This window comes from Arthrobacter sp. NPDC057013, assembly GCF_042674585.1.
GTDB lineage: Bacteria > Actinomycetota > Actinomycetes > Actinomycetales > Micrococcaceae > Arthrobacter.
Map to the genome: position 1 here is coordinate 16,484 of NZ_JBHUSE010000021.1, position 22,992 is coordinate 39,475.

22 protein-coding genes are annotated in these 22,992 nt (G+C 67.9%); 10 read left to right on the forward strand and 12 right to left on the reverse strand.

The genetic code is table 11. The annotated features are described in order from the left end of the window. Nucleotides 1-21 precede the first annotated feature (21 nt). The 3 genes from ACFTSA_RS20280 to ACFTSA_RS20290 all read right to left on the reverse strand — a co-directional run bounded on the left by ACFTSA_RS20280 (nt 22) and on the right by ACFTSA_RS20290 (nt 2,878). A complete protein-coding gene (locus ACFTSA_RS20280) occupies nt 22-795 on the reverse strand; it encodes an aspartate/glutamate racemase family protein (RefSeq protein WP_377953588.1) in 774 nt (257 codons plus the stop codon). Next, a complete protein-coding gene (locus ACFTSA_RS20285) occupies nt 792-1,475 on the reverse strand; it encodes a GntR family transcriptional regulator (RefSeq protein ID WP_377953590.1) in 684 nt (227 codons plus the stop codon). The genes ACFTSA_RS20280 and ACFTSA_RS20285 overlap by 4 nt, the downstream gene beginning before the upstream one ends. Before the next feature lie 68 nt (nt 1,476-1,543). Next, complete coding sequence (locus ACFTSA_RS20290) at nt 1,544-2,878, reverse strand: MFS transporter (RefSeq protein ID WP_377953592.1); 1,335 nt, start codon at nt 2,876-2,878, stop codon at nt 1,544-1,546. Nucleotides 2,879-3,167: 289 nt separating this feature from the next. Here ACFTSA_RS20290 and ACFTSA_RS20295 point away from each other — a divergent pair, with 289 nt between their 5' ends. Together ACFTSA_RS20295 and ACFTSA_RS20300 are read left to right on the forward strand one after the other, a co-directional pair. After that, a complete protein-coding gene (locus ACFTSA_RS20295; RefSeq protein ID WP_377953594.1) occupies nt 3,168-4,151 on the forward strand; it encodes an aldo/keto reductase in 984 nt (327 codons plus the stop codon). A gap of 102 nt (nt 4,152-4,253) precedes the next feature. Beyond that, nucleotides 4,254-4,787 (forward strand): HPP family protein, encoded by a 534-nt coding sequence (locus tag ACFTSA_RS20300; protein WP_377953596.1) that lies wholly within the window; start codon nt 4,254-4,256, stop codon nt 4,785-4,787. On the opposite strand, the gene ACFTSA_RS20305 is transcribed toward ACFTSA_RS20300, so the two are convergent. Then, nucleotides 4,735-5,682, reverse strand: coding sequence for an amino acid-binding protein (locus ACFTSA_RS20305; protein ID WP_377953597.1), 948 nt, complete (start codon nt 5,680-5,682; stop codon nt 4,735-4,737). The two genes, ACFTSA_RS20300 and ACFTSA_RS20305, sit on opposite strands and share 53 nt — an antisense overlap. 247 nt (nt 5,683-5,929) lie before the next feature. On the opposite strand from ACFTSA_RS20305, the gene ACFTSA_RS20310 reads away from it, so the two are divergent. Both ACFTSA_RS20310 and ACFTSA_RS20315 read left to right on the forward strand, forming a co-directional pair. Continuing rightward, nucleotides 5,930-6,907, forward strand: coding sequence for a hypothetical protein (locus tag ACFTSA_RS20310; RefSeq protein ID WP_377953599.1), 978 nt, complete (start codon nt 5,930-5,932; stop codon nt 6,905-6,907). A gap of 170 nt (nt 6,908-7,077) precedes the next feature. Continuing rightward, a complete protein-coding gene (locus tag ACFTSA_RS20315) occupies nt 7,078-8,154 on the forward strand; it encodes an FUSC family protein (protein ID WP_377953600.1) in 1,077 nt (358 codons plus the stop codon). A 4-nt stretch (nt 8,155-8,158) separates the two neighbouring features. On the opposite strand, the gene ACFTSA_RS20320 is transcribed toward ACFTSA_RS20315, so the two are convergent. The 3 genes from ACFTSA_RS20320 to ACFTSA_RS20330 form a co-directional block, all read right to left on the reverse strand. Then, entirely contained in the window at nt 8,159-8,620 is a 462-nt protein-coding gene (locus ACFTSA_RS20320; RefSeq protein ID WP_377953602.1) for a hypothetical protein, read from the reverse strand. Continuing rightward, nucleotides 8,617-11,055, reverse strand: coding sequence for a molybdopterin oxidoreductase family protein (locus tag ACFTSA_RS20325; RefSeq protein WP_377953603.1), 2,439 nt, complete (start codon nt 11,053-11,055; stop codon nt 8,617-8,619). Before ACFTSA_RS20325 ends, ACFTSA_RS20320 begins: the two co-directional genes overlap by 4 nt. A 91-nt stretch (nt 11,056-11,146) precedes the next feature. After that, the gene (locus tag ACFTSA_RS20330; RefSeq protein ID WP_377953604.1) at nt 11,147-12,448 is read right to left on the reverse strand and encodes an MFS transporter; all 1,302 of its coding nucleotides are present in this window, start codon (nt 12,446-12,448) and stop codon (nt 11,147-11,149) included. A gap of 145 nt (nt 12,449-12,593) precedes the next feature. On the opposite strand from ACFTSA_RS20330, the gene ACFTSA_RS20335 reads away from it, so the two are divergent. The 3 genes from ACFTSA_RS20335 to ACFTSA_RS20345 all read left to right on the forward strand — a co-directional run bounded on the left by ACFTSA_RS20335 (nt 12,594) and on the right by ACFTSA_RS20345 (nt 15,856). Then, nucleotides 12,594-13,343, forward strand: a complete 750-nt coding sequence (locus ACFTSA_RS20335; RefSeq protein ID WP_377953605.1) for an IclR family transcriptional regulator — start codon at nt 12,594-12,596, stop codon at nt 13,341-13,343. Between the two features lie 131 nt (nt 13,344-13,474). After that, nucleotides 13,475-14,659 carry a 4-hydroxybenzoate 3-monooxygenase gene (locus ACFTSA_RS20340; RefSeq protein WP_377953607.1) on the forward strand — a complete coding sequence of 395 codons (1,185 nt, stop codon included), beginning with the start codon at nt 13,475-13,477 and terminating at the stop codon, nt 14,657-14,659. 165 nt (nt 14,660-14,824) lie between these two features. Next, nucleotides 14,825-15,856, forward strand: coding sequence for an FAD-dependent monooxygenase (locus ACFTSA_RS20345; RefSeq protein WP_377953608.1), 1,032 nt, complete (start codon nt 14,825-14,827; stop codon nt 15,854-15,856). 31 nt (nt 15,857-15,887) lie between these two features. On the opposite strand, the gene ACFTSA_RS20350 is transcribed toward ACFTSA_RS20345, so the two are convergent. The 4 genes from ACFTSA_RS20350 to purB form a co-directional block, all read right to left on the reverse strand. Continuing rightward, nucleotides 15,888-16,322: an acyl-CoA thioesterase gene (locus tag ACFTSA_RS20350; protein ID WP_214852015.1), complete on the reverse strand. Its 435-nt coding sequence runs from the start codon at nt 16,320-16,322 to the stop codon at nt 15,888-15,890. A gap of 67 nt (nt 16,323-16,389) precedes the next feature. Next, a complete protein-coding gene (locus tag ACFTSA_RS20355; RefSeq protein ID WP_377953609.1) occupies nt 16,390-16,893 on the reverse strand; it encodes a GNAT family N-acetyltransferase in 504 nt (167 codons plus the stop codon). Between the two features lie 109 nt (nt 16,894-17,002). Next, nucleotides 17,003-17,668: a histidine phosphatase family protein gene (locus ACFTSA_RS20360; RefSeq protein ID WP_377953611.1), complete on the reverse strand. Its 666-nt coding sequence runs from the start codon at nt 17,666-17,668 to the stop codon at nt 17,003-17,005. Nucleotides 17,669-17,797: 129 nt separating this feature from the next. After that, nucleotides 17,798-19,240: an adenylosuccinate lyase gene (purB, locus tag ACFTSA_RS20365; RefSeq protein WP_377953612.1), complete on the reverse strand. Its 1,443-nt coding sequence runs from the start codon at nt 19,238-19,240 to the stop codon at nt 17,798-17,800. Nucleotides 19,241-19,445: 205 nt separating this feature from the next. On the opposite strand from purB, the gene ACFTSA_RS20370 reads away from it, so the two are divergent. Both ACFTSA_RS20370 and ACFTSA_RS20375 read left to right on the forward strand, forming a co-directional pair. Then, a complete protein-coding gene (locus tag ACFTSA_RS20370) occupies nt 19,446-19,769 on the forward strand; it encodes a hypothetical protein (RefSeq protein ID WP_377953614.1) in 324 nt (107 codons plus the stop codon). After that, nucleotides 19,769-21,316 (forward strand): hypothetical protein, encoded by a 1,548-nt coding sequence (locus tag ACFTSA_RS20375; protein ID WP_377953615.1) that lies wholly within the window; start codon nt 19,769-19,771, stop codon nt 21,314-21,316. Before ACFTSA_RS20370 ends, ACFTSA_RS20375 begins: the two co-directional genes overlap by 1 nt. Here the strand turns inward: ACFTSA_RS20375 and ACFTSA_RS20380 are convergent. Continuing rightward, on the reverse strand, nt 21,270-21,698 hold the full coding sequence (locus ACFTSA_RS20380) for a phage holin family protein (RefSeq protein WP_377953616.1): 429 nt from the start codon (nt 21,696-21,698) through the stop codon (nt 21,270-21,272). The genes ACFTSA_RS20375 and ACFTSA_RS20380 overlap by 47 nt on opposite strands. A 59-nt stretch (nt 21,699-21,757) precedes the next feature. On the opposite strand from ACFTSA_RS20380, the gene hisC reads away from it, so the two are divergent. Continuing rightward, on the forward strand, nt 21,758-22,876 hold the full coding sequence (gene hisC, locus ACFTSA_RS20385; RefSeq protein ID WP_377953618.1) for a histidinol-phosphate transaminase: 1,119 nt from the start codon (nt 21,758-21,760) through the stop codon (nt 22,874-22,876). Nucleotides 22,877-22,992: the final 116 nt, after the last annotated feature.

Below are 22,992 nucleotides of genomic sequence, written 5' to 3' on the forward strand. Positions count from 1 at the left end.
TGGGAAGGGAAGTTGTTGGGGTTAGTTGGGCGCTGCGGCGTTCGACGCCGTCTGGGCGGCGGTCAGGGCGGCGTCGAGGTTTTCCGACAGGCCCTTGCGGGCCTTGACCGGCGGCGGGGCGAACGCCCCTGTACGGTGCGCGCCGGACTGGAGGCCGACCACGGCCTCGGCCATCCGGATGCCGGCGGAGATGCCGTCCACCACGGGAACGGGGATCTGCCCCCGGAGGTCGCGTGCCAGCCCCGCCAGGGGCGCTCCGGCGAGGATCACGACGTCGGCCCCGTCCTCCGCGACGGCCTGCCGGCTGAGTGCCAGGAGGGTTTCCTTGAAATCCTGCTGCACCGAGCCGATGGCGTTCAGGGTCTCGTTGATGGAGCGGATGGACGCGAGCCGCCCGCCGAGGCCAAACCGCTCCACGCAGTCCAGGTACCACGGGCGGATCCGGTCCGAGATGGCGATGATGGAGAACCTGTGTCCCTGCAGGGCGGCGGCGCAGAGGGCTGCCTCGGTGATGCCGATGACCGGCACGTCGGCGAGTTCCTTCAGGGCCGGCATCCCCGGGTCCCCGAAGGCCGCCACCACAACGCCGTCGACCTGGCCGTGATGCCCGGCGATGATCTCGGCGACGGCACCGGCGGCGATCAGGGATTCGAAGCGGGTTTCAATGTATTCGACGCCGTGCCCGGCCGTGCTGACCACCAGGCTGGTGCCGGGTGAGGCGGAGCGCAGGGCCTCGGACTCGATCAGCGCGGTGACGTCGTCGCTGATGTTCGGGTTGATGACAAGGAGTTTCATTTCTTCTTCCGGTGAAGGGAGGGTTCCGTTTTCTGGAAGTCGTCCGGGAACTGTTCGCGGTATTTGCCGATGTGCGAAGCCGACTGGGCGGCTGCCCGGTCGGGGTCGCCGCTGGCGATGGCCTCGTACAGGTCCCGGTGTTCCTGGATCAGTTCCGGCAGGTCGCTGACGTGGCGGAAAAGCCAGTGCATGCGGCCCTGCAGCGGTTCCAGCGCGGATTTGAGGAAGTTGTTGTCGGCGATGCCGGTGATGGCGTCGTGGAATTCGCTGTTGGCGCGGTGGGCTTCCATGACGGCTCCCTTGGCGAGGCAGCGGTCGGCCTCATCCAGCAGTCCCCTCAGACGGTCGAGGTCCCCGGCCGTGGCGCGGGTGGCGGCGAGCCGGCAGGCCAGCACCTCCAGGGACTGCCGGACGTCGAAGAGGTCCTCGACGTCCTTGGCGCTGAGGGTGCTGACCTCTGCGCCCCGGGCGCCGCGGTCGCTGATGAGCCCTTCCTGGCGGAGCATCCTCAGCGCCTCCCGGACGGGAAGCCGGGAAACATTGAATTCAGCGGCGAGGTCGCGTTCCACCAGCCTGGTGCCGGGAACGTAGTGCCCCTCAAAGATCCGGGTGCGGAGCGTATCCCGGACAGCCTCGCGGAGGGGGCGTTCCTTGTCCTGGGTCTGTTCTGCGGTAAGCATGGTGCTCCATTCGGATTCTTGGTGACTTTGCGTTCCCGGCCGGCGGGAGGTGGGGCCTGTTGCCCAGCTTAGACAGGCAGCCGCTTGTTGTAATTCAGGGTGAGCACGGAGGCGCCCATGATGAGGGCGGATCCCACGAAGTAGAGCAGCGCCCAGGTGTAGGAGCCGGTGGCGCCCACGATCAGGCCGACGGCGATCGGGGTGACGAAGCCGGAGATGTTGCCGCTGAAGTTCATGGCCCCGCCCAGGACGCCGGCGTTGGTGCGGCCGCCCAGGATGGACGGGATGCTCCAGAACAGGCCCACCCAGCGCAGGAAGAACATCACGACGGAGAGAAGGACGACGGCGGTGGTTGGGTCCGCTACGACGGTCACGCCCACGAGGCCGCCCACCACGACGACGCTGGAGATGCCCAGCAGCGTCCGCATGACGCGGTTGGCGGACGCGCCGGATGCGCGCCACTTGTCCGCGATGGTGCCGCCCAGGATCTCGCCGACGAAGCCGGCGCCGAAGATCACGAAGGTGGACCAGCCGATGGTTTTCAGGTCGAAGCCCTTGGCCTGGGCCAGGTACAGCGGGCCCCAGGTGAGCAGGCCGTAGAACACTCCGTTGAAGCCCAGCCAGCCGAGGCACATGGCCCAGAAGGAGCGGAACCTCAGGTAGGGGAGCAGGGCGCGCTTGCCCTTGCTGCCCTCCCGCGCCGCCTCGGCATCCTCCTCGGCGTGGGAGGCCTCGATGTAGTCGGCCTCGGCCGAGTTGACGCCCCGGTGCTGCCGGGGGTTGTCGCGGACGTACCACCAGACGGCAAGGCCCATGAGGACGGTGGCGGCGCCGGCGATGACGAATGAACTGCGCCAGCTGCCTGTGGCGGCGATGAGGCCGGCGATCAGGATGCCGCCCAGGCCGGCGCCGAGGGGAGCGCCGGCGTCCAGGATGGTGGCACCGCGGCCACGCTCCGACCTGTGCATCCAGATGGCGTTCAGCTTGCCGCCGGCCGGCATGACGCCTGCCTCGGTGACGCCGATGCCCAGCCGGGCGATGAACATGCTGAGGAAGCCTCCGGCCATGCCTGAGGCGGCGGTTGCAGCGCCCCAGCCCACGCAGGAGGCGGTCATGACCTTGCGGGGACCGAACTTGTCGATCAGCAGGCCGACCGGGATCTGCATCAGGGCGTAGGTCCAGAAGAAGGCGGAGAGCAGCAGGCCCACGAGCTCCGGGGCAAGGTTGAACTCCTTTTGGATGATGGGCAGCGCCACGGAGATGGAACCGCGGTCGATGTAGTTGACGGAAACCAGGACGAGCAGCAACAGGAACAGCTTCCAGCGGACGTTGGTGCGCCGTTGCACGCCGTCCTTGCCGGGCCTGATGCCGCGGGACTCAGAGGATGGGACCTGGGTTGTCACTGCTTCAGTATCTGGGAGAGACACAGCTTCTCCTTTGCGGGAAGGGTGCGGACTGGGGGGATGTAGTGGGGCGGTGCGGCCGCGGTTCGGCGGGAATCTTTGGGCCGGCTGTGTTGGGTTTACGCCGGCGGAACGGTCCCGCCATTTGGGATCCCGTTTTGGGATCCCAAATTCAAGATAGGTGTGGCGTGGGACACTGTCAAGGGTTTTCGGGGAAGATGGCCGTGGCCCGCGAAAAAACGAATTGTGACTGCAGGCGGGGAACGGCAGACAGGGAAGGGAGAACCCGATGAAGACGGTCCGACTAGGAGGCTCCGGGCTGGAAATCAGCGCCGTTGTCCTGGGCATGATGAGCTACGGCGACCCGGGCAAGGGGTCGCACGGGTGGAGCGTGGGTCTCGACGAAGCCCGGCCTTTTGTGCGGCGCGCCTACGAGGCCGGCATCACCACCTTCGACACCGCCAATGTGTACTCGGCCGGCTCGAGTGAAGAGATCACCGGCACCCTGCTCAAGGAACTGGCGCCCCGGGAGGAGATCCAGATTGCCACCAAGGTTCACGGCCGGATGCGCCAGGCCCGTAACGGGGCCGGCCTCAGCCGGGCCGCGATCATGCACGAGATTGACGCGTCCCTCACCCGGCTGGGAACCGACTACGTCGACCTCTACCAGATCCACCGCTATGATCCAGTGACTCCCGTCGAGGAGACCATGGAGGCACTGCACGACGTCGTCAAGGCGGGCAAGGCGCGGTACATCGGCGCGTCGAGCATGTGGGCCTGGCAGTTCGCCCAGATGCAGCACGTGGCGGAACTGCACGGCTGGACCAGGTTCGTGTCCATGCAGGACCAGTACAACCTCCTTGAGCGCGAAGAGGAGCGGGAAATGCACCCGTTCTGCCAGGCAACCGGCGTGGGCGTCATCCCCTGGAGCCCGCTGGCACGCGGCAACCTGACCCGGCCGTGGGGTGCAGCCGGATCCGGAGCGCGGAAAGACACGGACGAGTTCGGCAAAAGCCTGTACAAGCAGGACGAGGAGGCGAACAAAGCGATCGTCGACGCCGTCGCCGCCGTGGCGGACGAACGCGGCGTGCCGATGGCGCAGGTCGCGCTGGCGTGGAGCGCGGGCAAGTCCGCAGTCACCGCGCCCATTATTGGTGCGACGAAGGAGCGCCATATCGACGACGCCGCAGCCGCCGTCGAGCTTGACCTGACCGAGTCCGAGATCCGGCGTCTCGAAGAGAGCTACACGCCCCGCTACCCGTCCGGGTTCTGACCGGGCAGGGGTTCCTGCCGGCAGCGGGTGAGGGTGCCGCTGTGTGGGTACGGGTCACCACAACGCCGGATGCAGGTGTTGAAGGACTCAGGAGGATCGGCGATGGCAGAGGCTTCTTTGCTGGAAAGAATGAAAAGCCAGTGGGACGGGCTTGGGGCCGGTGCATATGCGGCTGCCCTGGTGATCGTGGTGCTGGGGCTCTGCGGTGTTGCCGGCGTTGTCCTCCGTCTCCCGTGGCTTTTCCCAAGCCTCGGTCCCACGGTGATGCTGTTTTTCGAATCCCCTGAGCAGGAGGCGTCGAGGCCGATCAACGCCCTCGTGGGGCACGGCATCGGGCTGGTGGCGGGTGCCCTGTGCCTCTACGCGTTTGGGTTGCAGGGCCAACCTTCGGCGCCGGTGGGCGGACTGACCCCGCTGCACGTGGTTAGCGGTGCCCTGTCGGTGGCGCTGACCACGCTCGTGCTGACGTGGATCGGATTGCCGCATCCGCCTGCCGGCGCGACCACGCTGATTATCAGCCTCGGCATCCTCACCACGCCCCCGCAGCTGCTGTCCGTTGCTGCCGCTGTTGTGGTCACCACCCTTATGGGCTGGGGGCTGAACATGCTGCTGGGGACGCGCCCGGCCCGGAAGTAAGCCCGGATTTCTGGGTGGCTCCGGATCCCTGCGCCTCCCCGTGACTGTGGGCCTCCCGGTGTGCCAGGATTTCGGCGAGCTCGGCGAGCCGGTGGGCGCGGGCTGACTCCGCCGGTGTGAACGGCTCGCCGGGACGGAAAAAGGTGATGGGTCCGTGCCAGGCGGTGGGAATCTTCAGGAGGGTGCCGGCGTCGTTCGTTTCCCCGCCGTCCCGTGAGGCCTGGCGGGCTGACTCGGTGCCGGTGTCAAGGATCCGGGCGGACAGCAGCTCCGCCACGGCCAGCGGAAGCTCCGCCGGAGTGGCGGCTACCCGGGCGGCCAGGCTCAGGGCCTTGGTCTGGCCGTCGGCCATGGCCAGGGCGGTGGTGGGCCAAACCTGCGTGCTCCGTCCGCCGCCGTCGGCCAGGGCCTCCAGCAGCTGGCGCTCGCTGACTTCGCCCGGGGCGGACAGCACGAATTCGTCCATCACGCCGCCCCGGACGGGATGGACGTGGATGCCCAGGATGTTGGTCTCCAGCAGCGCCAGGGACCTCGTGATCCGCTTCAGGGAGCCGGGCTCGTCGCGGAGCACGGTCCGGGCACGCCACAGCGCGGGCGCCGTGCCAAGCCGACGGCGGTGGCGCAGCGCGGGCGCGTGGAGCCACCGGCGCAGGATCCGCGCTGCGGACGGCTCGGCCACCCAGATCACCAGGACGGTGGCCGTCAGCGTCAGGACCAGCACCTTGGCGAGGTAGGGCAGATGCGTCTGCACCACGAGCGCGTGCACCAGCAGTTCGATCGGGAGCATGACGGCGACATTGGCCAGCGTGAGGCGTGTCTTGGGGGGCTCGGGCATCTGCCCGCAGACCTCGCAGCTCAGTTCGGCAGGGGACGGGGCACTTGCACGGGGATTCATGGTTCCAGCCTGCCCGGCCGCTGTTACAGCGGGATTGCCCCGACGTTCCGATCCCGCGAAACCTCCCCCGGATGCATGGAGTTTTTGTCCAGATAATGGCCTCTGATGGGACTTTTGCGGCCATTATCTGGACAAAAACTCGGGGGTGTTGACGGGCTATGGCCAGCCACCGGCCCCCTCCCTACACTGAAGGGACCAGCGTGCGGAGCTCCCGTACAACGGCCTGCTCGCACGGAAGAGTCCACTCGTGGAGAGCACCGTCATGTCCATCAGCATCAGTTCAGGCCATACACGCCGCCGTGCCGCCGTAGGGTTCCTCGCCCTCGCCGCGCTCCTGGTCCCCGCACCGATCGCTTCCGCCGGAGACGACCGCTCCGACGACGTTGCGCCGGTCATCCTGCTGGACGGCGCCAAGGGTGCCGAAGGCATCGCCGCCGCCGGAAGCACCAAATTCTTCGCCGGCGACCTGGCCACCGGGGACATCTACCGCGGCGACATCCGTAAGGACAAGGCGACCAGATTCATCGATGCACCCGCCGGCAGGGTGGCCGTGGGCATGAAGGCGGACCGGCACAACGACCTGCTGTTCGTCGCCGGCGGGCCCACGGGCCAGGCCTACGTGTACGACACCGACACGGGCAAGACGGTCAAGACCTACCAGCTGACCAAGAAGGAAGCCTTCATCAACGACGTGGCGCTCACCGACCACGGAGCATGGTTCACGAACTCCCGGCAGGCTGAGCTGTACTTCATTCCGGTGGACGACGACGGCGACCTCGGCAACGTCCGCACGCTGGCCTTGAAGGGACCCGCGGCAGACACCAGCAAGCAGTTCAACCTCAACGGCATCGCCTACTCCCGCGACGCCCGCCGGCTGGTCGTCGCCCACTCGGGCAACGCGGCCTTATACACGGTCAGCCCGCGGACCGGCAACAGCACCGAGATCACCGGCGTGAAGGTGCCCAACGTCGACGGCATCCTGGCCGAGGGCGACACCGTCTGGGCCGTGCAGAACTTTTCCAACCAGATCAGCCGGCTCCGGGTGAACTTCCATGAATCCACCTCAAAGCTGCGCGAGGTCATCAAGAGCGCCCACTTCAACGTCCCGACGACGGCCGCCCTCTTCGATGAAAACCTCGCCGTGGTGAATGCCAAGTTTAATGTGCCGAACGCCAAGACCTTCGAAGTGGTGACCGTGGACGCGCGCACCAACGCCACCAAGTAGACCCGGCACATAAACCCCGGGACGGGAAACACGAACGGCTGGGGAGACGAACGCAACAGCGCAGCAGGCGGCCTCCACGGGAAAGGCGGGGGCCGCCCCCGTTAAGCTGGTAAGCGGACGCCAGTGCCGCCGTCGTCAGGTCCAAACTGCAACGAAAGGCGCGATTCCCCGTGAAGCTGCTGGCCGAGATGTTCACCCTTGCCCCGGCAAACAAGGATCATCACGTCGCCGTGCGGTGCGCCGTGGGCGTCTTCGTACCGCTGATCACCCTGCTGCTGCTGGGCCGCCTGGACCTGGCCATCTTCGCCTCGTTCGGCGCGTTCACCGGCATCTACGGCCGTGGCGAACTGCACCGCAAGCGGTTCTTCATCCAGGTCCGGGCCGGTGCGCTCATGCTCCTGGTGATCCTCCTGGCCACGCTGACCGCCCGCATGGTGCACGCCGGCGGACTGTCCCCGGAGATGAGCATCTGGCTGCAGGTGCTGGCCACCACCCTGGTGGCCGGCGGCTGCTCATGGGTGATCGCCCGGTGGCGGCACCGGCCGGCCGGGTCGCTGTTCCACATCTTCGCGTTCGCAGCCATCGCGTCCATCCCCAGCCAGCCGCCGCTGTGGCAGTGTCTGCTGGTGTCAGCCGCGACCACGCTTTTCTGCCTGGCCGTCGGTCTGTCATCCCGGGTGCTGCGGAGCCACCGGACGCCGTGGGAGATGCCTGCGCCCGTCCGGCTGACCGCGGATGAGAAGCGCGCAGCCGGGCAGGAGGCCGTGGGCTACCTCGTGGCGGCGGGGCTGGCCGGCACACTCGCCACCCTCGTGGGCCAGCAGCTCGGCTTCGGGCACAACTACTGGGCCATGGTGGCGGCGGTGGTTCCGCTGGTGGGACGCACCACGCGGCACCGCATCGCCCGTGGCGTCCAGAGGATCATCGGCACCGTGCTGGGCCTCATCCTGCTGGCCGGCATCCTGCTGCTGCAGCCCGTACCGTGGCAGACGGTCCTGGTGATCGCCATCTGCCAGTTCGGCGCCGAGCTCTTCATTGCCCGCAATTACGTGCTGGCCCAGGTTTTTGTGACGCCGCTGGCGCTGATCTCCACGCTGCTGGTCTCGCCGGCCGCGCCCGGCATCCTGCTCCGGGACCGGATCGTGGAGACGGTGATCGGCGCCGCCGTCGGAATCGCCGTGGTGCTGGCCCCCGCCGCGTGGTCCCGGCTTTCGCGGCGGGCGCCGGCGCGGGTCGCGGCGCGGTAGGTCCCTATTCGGCAACCAGGAGCGCCTGCGGCGCGGCCTGCTTCATCCTCGTCTGCAGCCAGCGGATCTCCAGCGCGGAGTCTCCCTCGCACTGCTTGACCACGCCCTGAAGCTCCTTGTCCCGGTCACCCTTGGCGGCCTGTCCCACCATCATCCAGGTGACGTCGATGTGGCTGACCAGCACGTACAGGTCCTGCAGGTCCAGCATCAGAGCCAGCGGACCGGAGCGGACCTCCCTCACGCCGTTGGCTGTCAGCCGGTGCTCCTCCTCGCCCTCGACGTCCTCACCATAGCGGTCGATGACCGGCTTCAGCGCCTCCCGGTGCGCGTCGCACTTCTTGGCGAACGTCTGCAGGATGAAGTGCACGTCGGGCTCGTCGCCGTGGCCGTCCGCCACCACGCGGAACGACGACGCCAGCGTGGCTTCCGCCTCGTCCAGCAGGCCGATGTAGACAGGAAGTTTCATCGCTGGGCTCCTGTGGCGCGGCGGGATGCGGTGGTGTCCGGGGCCTTCGACGGGCCGTCGCCGCTGCGCAGCCTTTCCACCCGGACGGCCGCGTTCTTGAACAGCGGCTGCTTGGACACCGGGTCCCATTCGGTGATGGTGAGTTCGTTCGCGGCACGGTGCCGGCCGCCGTCGGGCTTGAGGACGACGGCGGGATCCCCGGTCCCGCTGCCGGCGGCAGCACCGCCGTGGGACGTGTCCCAGTATCCGTAGTGGAACGGCGCGAAGACGGTGCCCGGCCGGATGTCGCCGACCCGGACCGGAACCTCGAGGCTGCCGCGGCGGGAGGTCACCCGGGCGATGTCCCCCTCCTGGCACCCGGCGCGCGCGGCGTCCTCGACGGACATCTCGATCCAGGGCTCGGGTGCGGCGGCGTTGAGGCGGCGGCTGCGGCCGGTCTTGGTCCGGGTGTGGAAGTGGTACGCCGTCCGGCCGGTGGTGTAGCGCAGCGGGTACTCGGCGTCCGGTTCCTCATGCGGCGGGGTGTAGTCGAGGGCCTTGAGCCAGGCCTTCCCGGGCTGCACCGTTGCCTTGTACCGGGTTTCGCCGATGGTGGCGCCGGTGAGGAGGTCGTGGCCGAAGGACTCGCAGTACTCTGGCGCGGTGGGGAATTCGGCGTCGGTGTACAGCCGTTCGGTGCCTGCCGGCTTCTCCCCGGTGCAGGGCCATTGGATGCCGCTGCCGCCGCGGAGCTTGTCGTAGCTGAGGCCGGTGTAGTCGCAGGGGCGGCCACGCGAGCATTCCTTCCAGGCCTCGAAGCCGTCCTCGGGGCCCGACCAGTCCAGCAGCGGTTGGCCGTCCTTGTCCGTGAACCCCATCCGGCGGGCGTAGTCGAGGAAGACGTCGAGGTCACTCCGTGCCTCGCCGGGCGGATCGACGGCCTTCTCGGACAGGTGGACTGTCCGGTCCACGTTGGTGAAGGTGCCGGTCTTCTCGCCCCACGCGGCGCAGGGGAGGACGACGTCGGCATGTTGTGCCGTCTCGGTGAGGTAGATGTCCTGGACCACCAGGAACAGGCTGTCCTTGTCCAGGATGTGCCGGATCCGTTCGAGCTGCGGCATGGACACGGCCGGGTTCGTGGCGGAGATCCAGAGCAGTTCGATGGAGCCCTGTTCGACGTAGCGGAAGATCTGCAGGGCGTGCGTCGGCGGGGCCCAGTCCGGGATGATGCCGGGGTCCACGTTCCACAGCCGGGCCAGGTCCTCCACGTGCTGCGGGTTCTCCCAGTTACGGAAGCCCGGCAGGTCGCCGTCGGCCCCGCATTCCCTGTTGTTCTGGGCGGTGGGCTGGCCGTTCATCTGCAGCAGCCCGCAGCCTGGCTTGCCCAGCATGCCGCGGAGCAGGTGCAGGTTGTTGACTTGGCACGCGGACGCCGTGGCGTGGGCCGACTGGTAGAAGCCCTGCAGGACCGTGGAAAGCACCCTGCCTTCGGTGCCGAAGATCTCCGCCGCGCGCCGCACGTCGGCGGCGTCCACGCCGCAGGTTTCCGCCACCTTCTCCGGGGTCCACGGCTCCACCACACTGCGCAGCTGGTCCACGTTGGCGGTGTGCTCGGCGATGTAGGCCTCGTCGATCCAGCCGTTGGCGAAGAGCTCCCGGACCAGGCCGTTCATGAGCGCCAGGTTGGTGCCCGGATGAACGGCCAGGTGCACATCGGCCCGGCGGGCCACTTCAGTGTCGCGCGGGTCCACGCACACAAGCTTCGGCGGGTTCGGCCCGTCCAGCCGGTCCAGCACGCGCGACCACAGCACCGTCTGCGTCTCGGCCATGTTGTGGCCATACAGGAAGACGGCGCTGCACTCGTCGACGTCCGCGTAGCTGCCCGGCTGGCCGTCGGCGCCGAAGGACTCCTTCAGCGAAGCCGCGGCCGTGGCCGTGCACAGGCGCGTGTTGCCGTCCATGTGCGGCGTGCCGATGCCGGCTTTGCCGAGGATGGCCAGCGCGTAATACTCCTCGAGGAACAGCTGCCCGCTGGTGTAGAAGCCGTGGCTGAGCGGGCCCTTGCTGGCCAGGAGCTCTTTGCTGCGCTCCACGATGCGGCCCATGGCGGTGTCCCAGTCCGCTTCCACCAGCTTGCCGTCCACCCTGATCAGCGGGCGGGTCAGGCGGTCCCGGTGCTCCTCGCCCTGCCAGCTGCCGTAGAGGCCCTTGGGTCCCAGCCGACCACGGTTCACCCGGTCTGCCGCGCGGCCGCGGATGCCCACCATCCTGCCGTCCTTGACGGCGATGTCGCAGCCGCAGCCGTTGCTGCACAGGACGCATGCCGACTGCACCCAGCGGTCCACGTCGTTGTCACTCAGCCCCTCGGCCAGGACCTGGTCCACGCGCTCGGGCCACGGCTGCCCGCTTCCGTGGGGTGTCCGTTCACCCCAGATGTCTGCGATCCGGTCCGTCATGGGGTCAGCCTCCAGGGATGGTAAGTGAACTTACTGCCCCAAGGTTACCCGCCGCCGTCATTCGCGCCAGGGGCTTACTTTTGAGCGTTCCTCACGACCGTTCGACGACGGCGGCCTCCTGGCCGGGCACCGCGGCGACCGCATGGGGGACGGCCACCAACGCAACCACCGCCAGGACGGCTGCAGCCGCGAACACGTAGAAGCCCCACGGGTAGGCGATGCCGGCAGCTACCAGTGTTCCGGTGACGGCCGGTCCCATGATGGCACCGAACCGGCCGACGCCCGCTGCGAAGCCGAGGGCGGTGCCGCGGAGCCGGGCCGGAAACAGCTGGCTGACCCAGGCATAGACGAGGACCTGGGAGCTGAAGACGAAGACGCCGGTCACGAAGACGGCCGCGTTGAGCAGCAGTTCGCTTTGGACCTTGATGCTGAGGACGGCGAGGAAGACTGCGGAAAGGCCGAACCACAGCAGGACGATCTTCTTGGTGCCGTGCTTGTCCGCCAGGATGCCGGCCACCACGAGGCCCACGACGGCGCCCACGTTAAGGACCAGCAGCAGCACGAGGCCCGCACTCACGGTGTATCCGGCGGAGGCCATGAGCTGCGGCAGCCACGTGTTCAGGCCGTACACCAGCAGGAGGCCCATGAAGGAAGCCACCGCGATGCCGAGGGCGACGAAGGGGTAGGGCTTGCGGGTGAGGTCGCGGAAGCTGGCCTGGGCTGCTTCTGCAGGCGCAGCCCCAACGGCCTGTGGCTCGCGGCTCTGGCTGCTCGCCCCTCCCGCCTGCGCCGCGGCGGGTGCCGCTGCGCGCGCCGGCGGCAGGGTCTCCGGCAGCCGGAACCAGAGGAGCGGCACCAGGGCGAAGCCGGCCAGTCCGCCGACGACGAACATGATGCGCCAGTCCGGCACTACCAGAATGGCCAGGAACGCGGTGGCGACGGCGCCCACGTGGTAGCCGGTCATGGTCCTGGTGGTGGACTTGCCGGCGGTGCCGGCCGGGGCGTAGTCATTCATGTAGGCCAGGGCCGCCGGAAGACAGGCGCCCAGGCCCAGGCCGGCCAGCAGACGGAAGATACCGAAAACGGCCACGTTGGGTGCAAAAACCACCGCGATGGTGAAGAGCGAAAACCACGCGACGCAGGCCACGAGGAGGCGGCGCCGTCCCAGCCGGTCGGAAAGCGGAGCGATGAAGAGCGCCCCGATGCCCACGCCCACCAGCGAAATGGTGGCCGCGTAGGTGGCGCCGATGGCGTCGAAGCCGAGCTCGTGGGTCTTGATAAGGGTAGGTATGACGGTGCCCAGCACCACCAGGTCGAAGCCGTCCAGCACCATGGCCAGCCAGCAAAGCCAGACAGGCCACTGAGAGCGGCGGGCAACAGGGAGCGTTGACATGGGGAACCTCATCGTCCGGGTAGAAACTTTTATGGAATCGAAGGTGCGGGATCGAAGGTTGCCGCTGCCATATTCGACATGAGATTTGTATCACCGCCGGGTGTAATCTGGGACAACTCAAACCATTCAATGGAAGCGGGGCGCGGTGGCCAATTCAGAGTCCGGGGATTCGGTGGTGGACCGCGTGGTGCGCGTCATCGCGGCGTTCCCGGCCGGCGTCACCGTCCTGCAGCTGTCCGAGCTCGCGGAGCGCGCGGACCTTCCCCTCACCACCGCCCACCGCCTGGTTCGCCAGCTGGCCACGCACGGGCTCCTGGAAACGGGTCCCGGCGGCTCGGTCCGGCTGGGCCTCCGGCTCTGGGAGCTGGTGAACCGCAACTCGCCCACGCTGGCCTTGCGCCAGGCAGCCATGCCGTTCATGGAGGACATCCAGCATGTGCTGAATCAGAATGTGAACCTCGCCGTGCTCGAGGGCTGGGAAGCGCTGTTCGTGGAGCGGTTGTCCCGCCGCGGATCCGTCGCCAACAGGGCCCAAATCGCGGGCCGGATGGCAGTGCACGTGTCTTCGGCCGGACTGGCCCTGATGTCGCACCAGCCCAAGCCGGTCCAGGCCGAATACCTGGACCAGTTTGCCGATCCGGCCGGCAAGGTGGGGAGCGACGAAGTGCGCGCCCTGCTGGCCGAGGCTGCGAACCAGGGCTTCGCCGAACTGGCGGGCGTGATCGATCCCGACACCTGGGGTATTGCTGTTCCCGTGCTGGACGGCCAGAAGCGCGCGGTGGCGGCGATCGGCGTCGTGGTTCCCCTCCGCGAGATGCGCATGCAGGCGCTGGTCCCGGCGCTCCAGACCGCGGCGCGCGGCATAGCGCGGCGCCTCGGCGAGGGTGCTGGTTAATCTTCCCGGCTCGTAACGGATTCCATTCAGCGGAATTTCTGTAACGCCCGCCGCACCTTCCGGCGCACACTGTTAGCCAGCAACCACCTTCCGCCCGGACTCCCGGGCCCCGCAATGAAGCGAGGAACACCATGGCACGACAGATCATCACCACCCAGGTGGCCATCCTGGGCGCAGGCCCGGCTGGACTCATGCTGTCCCACCTGCTGGCCAAGGCCGGCATCGAATCCACCGTGATAGAAATCCGCAGCCGCCAGGAAATCTCGGAGACGGTCCGCGCCGGCATCCTGGAGCACGGCACGGTAAACATGCTCGTCGACGGCGGCGTGTCCGACCGCGTGCTGCGCGAAGGCGACCGGCACGACGGCATTGAGCTCCGGTTCAACGGCGAAAGCCACCGCATCGACTTCAAGGAACTCGTGGGGGAGTCGGTCTGGCTCTACCCGCAGACCGACGTCTTCATGGACCTCGCCGCACGCCGTGAGGCTGACGGCGGCGACGTGCGCTACAGCGTTACCGACACCACCATCCACGACATCGAGGACAAGCCCAAGGTCTGGTTCACGGATGCCGACGGTGTGGAGTATGAGCTCCAGGCCGACTTCATCACCGGTGCCGACGGCTCACGCAGCCACTGCCGCTTCCAGATTCCCGAGGCAAACCGCAAGTGGTACTTCCACGAGTACCCCTTCGCCTGGTTCGGCATCCTCGCCGAAGCGCCGCGCAGTTCCGACGAGCTGATCTACGCCAACTCCGAGAACGGCTTCGCCCTCATCAGCCAGCGCACCGAAACCGTGCAGCGGATGTACTTCCAGTGCGACCCCAAGGAAAACGTGGCCGACTGGAACGATGAGCGGATCTGGGCGGAGTTCCGCAGCCGGGTCAACGGCAACGGCTTCGAGCTGAAGGAGGGCCCGGTCATCGACAAGATGGTCCTGCCGTTCCGCAGCTTCGTGCACACGCCCATGCGGCACGGCAAGCTGTTCCTGGCCGGCGACGCAGCGCACACGGTGCCGCCTACGGGCGCCAAGGGCCTGAATCTGGCGATCCACGACGTGAAGGTGCTGTTCGAAGGACTGGACAGCTACTACAACAGCGGCTCCACGTCGCTCCTGGATTCCTACAGCGACCGCGCTTTGGACCGCGTATGGAAAGCCCAGCAGTTCTCCTACTGGATGACCACCATGCTCCACACCCCCGCCGACGCCGGTGACTTCGCCCGGGCCCGCCAGCTCGGCGAGCTGAACTCGGTCGTGTCCTCGCACCACGGCCAGGCGTACCTTGCCGAGGCCTACACCGGGTGGCCGTCCCGCTAAACCCTGCGGCCGACCGGCCAACCCCTCATGACCGGCCTTGCCCCTCATGACCGGCCTTGCCCCTCATGACCGGCCAGGGCCCCGGCCGCGCGTGCGGGGGACGGCCGGTTACGCGAGGCAGGCAGCCCAAGCCAGCGTTCCGCCGTCGGGCCTAAGATCGGGTCCATGGAAGCCATAACGATCATCGGCGGCGGCATTGCCGGCCTCGCGCTCGGGGCGGGCCTGGACCAGGACCGCTTCGACGTGACCATCCACGAGCAGCGGCCCGGCGTGCCGGCGGTGGAGACGTCGCTGGCCATGTGGCCGGAGGCGCAGGCGGCGCTGGCTGTGCTGGGGGTGCTGCCGCAGATCAGGGAGGCGGGCACGGCCTTTGGCGGAATGGCCCTGCGCGATGCGGCTGGGACAGTCTTGGTGGCACCGGAGGTTCGCGGGGTTCTCGGCGTCTCACGGGCGGACATCATCCGGATCCTCGACGCCGCCGTGCCCGCCTCCGTGCGCCGCGTCAAGGGCAGGGTGGACGAGGTACCCGTTACCGGGCCGCTGGCATCAGGCCTGCTGGTGGGGGCCGACGGCGTCCACAGCGTGGTGCGCCGCTCCTTCTGGGGCGCCAGGTCGCAGGCCAGGCTGACGCCGTACCTTGCCTTGCGCGGCGTCCTGCCCGTGCCCGTCCGGGCCGAGTCCGGCGGGGAATACTGGGGCCGGGGACAGCTGTTCGGCATTACGCCCGCGTCCGGCGGCAGGACTTACTGGTACGCTTCGTTCCGCTCCAACCTGCGCCCGGCAGGCGTTGATGCCGCCAGCGCGCTGCAGCAGGCCAAGGAGCGCTTCGCGGGAGGTACACCGGCCGTCCGCACGGTGCTGGAGCAGGCGACGCCCGACGCCACACTGGCGCAGCGCATCTGGACCACGCCGAACCTCGGCAGCTTCGTGCGGCCGGGCGCCGTCCTGGCGGGCGACGCCGCCCACGGCATGACGCCCAACCTTGGCCGCGGCGCCTGTGAAGCGCTGGTGGACGCCGTCACGCTGGCCGAACTCCTCAACGCCCATCCGGTGGAATACGCTCTTAAGGCCTACAATCGGCAGCGCGCCCTGAAAACCCAGCTGCTGCGGCTTGCCTCCTCCGCCATGGCGGGCGTGGCCCTGGCCGAACGGTCCCAGCCGCTGCGCGACGGGTTGCTGAGGCTGGCGTCCCGGTAGGTTTTCGGGAAACGCGGACGACGGCGGCGCGCTAGTCCTGCTGCAGCGTTTCCGTGAGGTGATGCGTGGGAATGCGGTCGCGGTCGTAGGTGATCTCCGTGTAGCCATGGGGCTCCGGCTTGCCGGTGGAGCTGAGGTTCACGAACACGATCTCCTCGATGGTGAGGATGCTCTGCCGGGTAATCATGTTGCGGACCTCGGCGCGCATGGTCAGCGACGTGCGGCCGAAGCGCGTGGCGGTCAGGCCCATCTCGATCAGGTCGCCCTGGACCGCGGAGCTGACGAAGTTGATTTCGGAGATGTATTTGGTGACGGCGCGGCCGTTGCCGAGCTGGAGGATGGCGTAGATGGCGGCTTCCTCGTCGATCCATTTCAGCAGGCTGCCACCGAACAGTGTTCCGTTGGCGTTGAGGTCCTCGGGCCGCACCCACTTGCGGGTGCGGAACGTAATGTCTTTGGTTTCCATAGCGCGAGATTAGCCGACGGCGGCCCGACCCATCGGAGTGTGACGGCCGCCGTCGCTGCGGGAACGCTCAGGCCATGGCGGTGTGCGCTGCGCTGCGGGAATTGAGCCGCTTGGCGAAGCAGTACGAGTGCTCGACGCCAATGTAGGGACCGAAATTCGGAACCGGATCGAAGCCGGAGTTCGCGTAGAAGTTGCGGCCGTCAGTCTGCGCCGAGCCGGCCTCCGCCGTGATCCGGGTGATCCCCCGCGCAAAAGCCTCCGCCTCGAGGGCCGCAAGGATGGAGCTGGCCACGCCGGAGCCGCGGGTGTAGGGGAGAACGTAGAGGCGCTTGACCTCCGCCGTCTCGGAGTCGAGCAGCCGCAGGCCGCCGCAGCCCACCGGCTGGCCCGACCCCTTGTCGTAGGCCACGAGGAACACGGCGGTATCCACTTCGGACGGCTTGGGTCCCGGCTCATGGTCGGCACATCCGAAGCGGGCGTCCAGTTCAGCCTGCTGCGCCGCGCGCAGGTCGGCGCCCACAGGGTTAGACCAGCTGACTTTCCGGATGTTGAGCCTTGGATTGGTCTGCATCTGTGCCTCGATTCGCCGAAGGGTTATGCGAATCAAGGCTAGGAGCGCGCCGTTACCGCGGTGTTTCCTGCCGGTAAGCGCCGTGGGAACACTTGGCGCAACAGCGGATCTAGCCCGTGGTCTTTCCCATCGGGTCCTCGGCGGTGGGGTCGGCCAGGGCAAGGCCGCCGACAGGGCTGGCGTCCCAGTGGATCAGGTTCCAGCCGGCGTCGGGATCGCCTTCCAGAGCCACGATGCCCGTGTTGGCGAGGACGTGCCGGGCGGCGAATTCCATGTCGCTGTTGTCCGCCCGGTGGCCCGCCCAGACACGGATCGCGGCGCCATGGCTCACCAGGGCGACTGCGCCCGTGTCGGCGGCCTCCGCGGCCACCTTGGCAATCGCGGCGTCATAGCGCTCAAAGAACTCGTGGCCGTCGGGTCCGGCAGGCATCCGGCGGTCAAAATCGCCGTCGGCCCAGGCGAAGACGGTGCTCATGTACCGCCGGTGGGACTCGTGGTCCGTCAGCTTTTCCAAGGCACCCGCCTCGATCTCGTGGATGCCCTCCAGGATCTTCACGTCAAGGCCGAGCTCCCGGCTCAGCGGCTTGGCGGTGATCTGGGTGCGGACCAGTGTGGAGGCATACAGGGCGCTGATCGGCTCGTTTACCAAGGCCCGCGGCAGCGCCTCCGCCTGGCGCTCGCCCAGCTCGGTGAGGCCCGGGCCAGGGTGGGCGGTGTCCAGCTGCCCCAGCACGTTCCCGGGAGTCTCGCCGTGGCGGATGAGCAGCAGCCTCATGGTGTCGCGTTCCTTGTCATCGTCGTCGAAAGGTAGACGGCACGGCCGCCTCGGGTCCGGCTACTTCTTGCGGAATCCGCCGGAAACAGCTGCGGTGCCGGGCACCAAAGCCCGACACCGCCGTCGTACTTATTTGAGATGGTCCACCAGCTGGTCTGCGATGCCGGTGTACTTGCCCGGCGTCAGGGCGAGCAGCCGGGCCTCGGCCTCTGCGGAGAGGCCCAGGCTCTGGACGAACTCCTGCATCCGGGCGGCGTCCACGCGCTGGCCGCGGGTGAGGTCCTTGAGCCGCTCATACGGGTTCTCCATGCCTTCGACGCCGGCAATCGCCTCCGCGCGCATCACCATCTGGATGGCTTCACCCAGGACTTCCCAGTTCGTGTCGAGGTCCTCGGCGAGCACGCTCTCCGCGACGTCGAGCCGCTCCAGGCCCTTGGCCACATTGGAGATGGCCAGCAGGGAGTGGCCGAAGGCGACGCCGATGTTGCGCTGGCTGGAGGAGTCCGTGAGGTCGCGCTGCCAGCGGGAGGTGACCAGGGTGGAGCCCAGCACATCCAGGAGACCGGAGGAGATCTCGAGGTTGGCCTCGGCGTTTTCGAAGCGGATGGGGTTGACCTTGTGCGGCATCGTGGACGAGCCGGTGGCGCCTGCCACGGGAATCTGCGCGAAGTAGCCGATCGAGATGTAGCTCCAGATGTCCGTGCAGACGTTGTGCAGGATCCGGTTGAAGCGGGCGACGTCGGCGTACAGCTCGGCCTGCCAGTCGTGGCTTTCGATCTGGGTGGTCAGCGGGTTCCAGGTCAGGCCCAGCTTCTCCACGAACGACTTCGCGACCTGCTGCCAGTCGGCGCCGGGGACGGAAGCCACGTGCGCGGCGTACGTGCCGGTGGCGCCGTTGATCTTGCCGAGGTATTCGGTCCTGGCGACGCGGTCCAGCTGCCGGTTCAGGCGGTGCGCGATGACGGCGAGTTCCTTGCCCAGGGTGGTGGGCGTGGCGGGCTGGCCGTGCGTGCGGGACAGCATCGGAACGGCGCGGTTGTCCTCGGCCATCTTGCTGATCTGGGCCACGAGGGCACGGGCGGCGGGCAGCCACACGTCCTCCACAGCACCCTTCACGCCCAGGGCGTAGGACAGGTTGTTGATGTCCTCGGAGGTGCAGCCGAAGTGCACCATGGCGGTCAGGTTTTCGATGCCGATGGCGGGCAGGCGGCGGCCGATGTAGTACTCCACGGCCTTCACGTCGTGGACGGTGACGGCTTCGATTTCGGCCAGCTCGGTGACGGAGGCGGCATCGAATTCGGTGACGATGGCGCGCAGCTGCTGCTGCTGGTCCTCGGTCAGCGGGCCGGCGCCCGGGAGGACGTTGTCCCCGGTCAGGTGGATAAGCCATTCAACCTCGACGGCGACGCGGTCGCGGTTGAGGGCTGCCTCGGACAGGTAGTCAACGAGGGGAGCGACGGCGGACTTGTAGCGGCCGTCCAGCGGGCCGAGCGCGATTTGTTCCCCTGACGCGGCGAGGGCGAGGCGTCCGGAGGGCGTACGGGTGTCAGCTGTGGCGGCAGTTTCAGGCATGACCTGATTCTTTCATGAAGTTCTGTGCCCGCTGAAGCACGGGATTGCGTGTGACTTCCCCTCCATAGCCCCGCTCCCGGCCACTTCTCCACATGGACGACGCCGGCCGTTCCGCCGGCGGCTGCGGCACCTTAGCGTCGTGGGCAGGAACCGAGGGAAAAGCCGGGCGCCGGAGCGCCGGCCCACTGGGGATGGGGGTAAACGCATGAGCGCCAGCATGACGGCGACGAGCGCGGGCATCACGGCGGCTGATGCCGCGGCATGTTCGTCGCGCAGCTTTGAAGTGCAGCTGTTGGCCGGACAGGTCGAGACCTGCGTGGAACAGCTCGATGCCGTGCGGGCCAGGCTCTCGCAGCTCCAGCTCATGCACTGGCAATCGCCTGCCGGCCAGGCCTACCGGTCCAGCCTCCGGGTGCAGGCCATTGCCCTCGCCGGGGCACGGGAAGGGGTGCTTGCCGCCGCCCTGGCGCTGCGGCGGCACTCCCTCCACGTCGCACAGTCCGCCCCTCCTGCCCCCGGCGGCTACTGATGGCCGAGGCGCCGCCGGGCGGCAACGGCGGGCAGCTCCGCCCGGTTGAGCCAGCCTCCAACGGTGTCCTTTCCGTGCGCGGCGGAGTGGGCGGGATCTCCTTCCAGCTCGAGGAGCTGGATGCGGGAGCGCGGGAACTGGACACCCTCGCCCGGGATTTGGCGGCTGTAGAGCTGGGCGTCTACCGGGTCTGGGAGTCGCTGGGAAGCTACCAGCGGGACGATCCGGCCAGCGGTGCCGAGGCGCTGGCCGCTGTCTGGGAGGGGCGGCGTGCTGTGGCGGTGGTGCGGGAGGAGCTGGAGCGGCTGGCCGCCGGTGTGCATGCCTGCCGGCTCGAGTACAGCGCTGCCGAGACGGCGAATAAGCTCATTGCGTACCTCCACTGGGACGCATCGTGGTTGTGGGGACGGCAACTGCTTGACTTTGGCCTGGCCGGGGACTTGCGCCTGAATACGGCCAGCACCGAGGCGATCACATCAAGTGACCCCGTGGTGGCCGGCACGATTCTGGCGGCGCTCCTGGGAGTGCGGCTGAGTGCCATGGACGCGGCCGTGAAGACGGCGCTCGCGTCCGGCATGACGGGGTCGAGTGTCCCCACCCTGGCTCGGATGCTGCTGGACCGCGTCCTGCCGGAACTCAGGCCCCGGCCCGTCACAGCACTGAAGCAGGGGTCCACGGACATCGACCTGGAGGCGTCCCCGGCGGGTCTTCTTGCCCGGGCCGGGACGGTGGATGACGCCGGACCCGGCCAGATCGAGGTCATCCAGACAACCAGCGGGGGACGGGACGCATTCATCGTGATCATTCCCGGAACGCAGCCCGGCAACATGGGCGGCCCCAACCCGTTCGATGAGGCCGGCGTCGGTGAGGCCTTCGGATACGGATCCGAGTACACCGCCGCCGCCGTCCGGGCGGCCCTGCAGCAGGCCGGGGCCGAAGCCGGGGACCAGGTAGTGGCCGTGGGCTACAGCCAGGGCGGCATCCATGCGATGAACCTCAGCCAGGACAAGGCCTTCCTGGCCGAGTACAACCTCAAGTACGTCCTGACCGCGGGATCACCGGTGGGGGCGATAAACCCGGCGCCGGGCGTCAGCAGCCTGCATCTGGAGCACCGGCAGGACTGGGTTCCGGGCAGTGAAGGACTTCCCAATCCTGACACCAGGGACCGGGTGACAGTAACGCTCAACGGTCTGGTCAGGACCCCGCCTGGTGAGGACGCCGGCCTCGGCCCCGGGCACAGGCTCACCAACTACGAGGCCGGGGCCAGGGCTGTCTCGGCGAGCTCCGACCCTTCGCTGGTGGCGTCCACCGGCGCGCTGGCCGCAGTGGTGGGGGCGGGAGGAACGGCCAGGGCCACCCGGTTCCAGCTGGTCCGTGCACCGAAGGCGCCTGCACCTGTGCGGCAACTGCCCCTGCTCGATCTGGGCAGGACCATCCTTCCCATCAGCGGTGGCGGCGGCGCGGGCGGTGGTGCCGGCCCGCGGCCGGGCAGTGGTGGCGTCAGCGGTGGCGGGCGCCGGGAAGCCGGTCAGCCACCAGGGAAATGATGGTGATGATGATGGCAGCCAGCACCGCGGTCCAGAAGAACGAATCGATCGTGAAGTGCACCGGCGTGTAGCCGCTGATCCACGAGGTGAGGTACAGCATCGCTGCGTTGATCACCACCGTGAACAGCCCCAGCGTCAGGATCGTGATGGGCAGGGAGAGGAAGCTGACCACGGGCCGCACAAACGCATTGACCAGGCCAAAAATCAGCCCGATGAACAGGTACGCGAGGACAATGCCGGCGGCGTCGGTTCCCTGGTTCACTCCGGTCTTGGCGACAGCTTCCGTGGTGGCTGTGGTGGAGATATCCAAGCCGGGCAGAAGCCAGCTGGCAATCCACAGCGCCAGTCCGTTAATGATCACGCGCATGATGAAAGACCGCATGCGCCCATGCTGTCACACCGCAAGGTCAAGCTGGCAGCCAGGGGCATAGGCTAGGTGGCATGACTTCATCAGAGACTATGGCGGGGGGCCTGAGGCCCCGACCGGTGGTTGACCGGCTGCCCCGCTACGCTGCAGGCAAGCCGCCCGTCGCCGTCGACGGCCTTGCAAGCTACAAACTGTCGTCCAACGAGAACCCGCTGCCGCCCATCCCGGCCGTGGTGGAGGCCATTGCCGCGCAGACAGATTTCAACCGCTACCCCGACCCGCTTAGCACCAAGCTGCGCACCGCGCTCGCCGGGTTCCTCGACGTGCCGGCCGAGGACATCGTCACCGGTGCCGGCAGCCTCGGCGCCCTCACCCAGCTGCTGAGCACGTTCGCCGGCCAGAACGACGACGGCAAACCTGACGAAGTCATCTACGCGTGGCGGTCCTTCGAGGCCTACCCCATCTGCGTCGGGCTGGCCGGGGCGGAGAGCGTCCGGATCCCCGTGACGGCCGACGGGCGCCATGACCTCGACGCCATGGCCGCAGCCGTGACTGCCCGAACCAAGGTGATCCTGCTGTGCACCCCCAACAACCCCACAGGCCCCGCTCTCACCGCCGAGGAAACTGAGCGCTTCATCAACGCCATCCCCTCGGACGTAGTGGTGGTCATCGACGAGGCCTACCAGGAGTTCGTTCGGGCAGAGGACGCCGTGGACGGCATCCGAATGTACCGCAAGTACCCCAACGTGGTGGTGCTCAGGACGTTCTCGAAGGCGCACGGCCTCGCCGGGCTCCGCGTCGGCTACAGCGTTTCCCAGCCACAGCTCACCCAGCACCTGCGCGTTGCCGCTACCCCCTTCGCCGTCTCGCAGATCGCCGAACGGGCCGCCGTTGTGTCGCTGCAGAATTTTGACCAGGTTGTAGAAAGGGTACAAAGCCTGGTGGAGGAGCGGGACCGCGTGACAGCAGGCCTCCGGGACCTCGGCTGGTTCGTTCCGGACGCCCAGGGGAACTTTGTCTGGCTCGATCTGGGCGAGAACAGCGCGGAGTTTGCCCAGCTCGCCGGGGAGCGGGCGCTGTCTGTGCGGGCCTTCGGAAACGAAGGCGTCCGGGTCAGCATCGGCGAAGCGGAAGCGAATACACGATTCCTGGAAATCTGTGCGGTCTACACAAAACCGCCACGCCGTTCCTAGCGCTTAACAAACAGCCGGCGCTACCTACGCCGGATAAAGTAAGGAACAGTAAGCCAAATATATATGCCGCGCCGGTAATGCATTCCCCGCGAGGCATATATCCCAGCGACATTGCA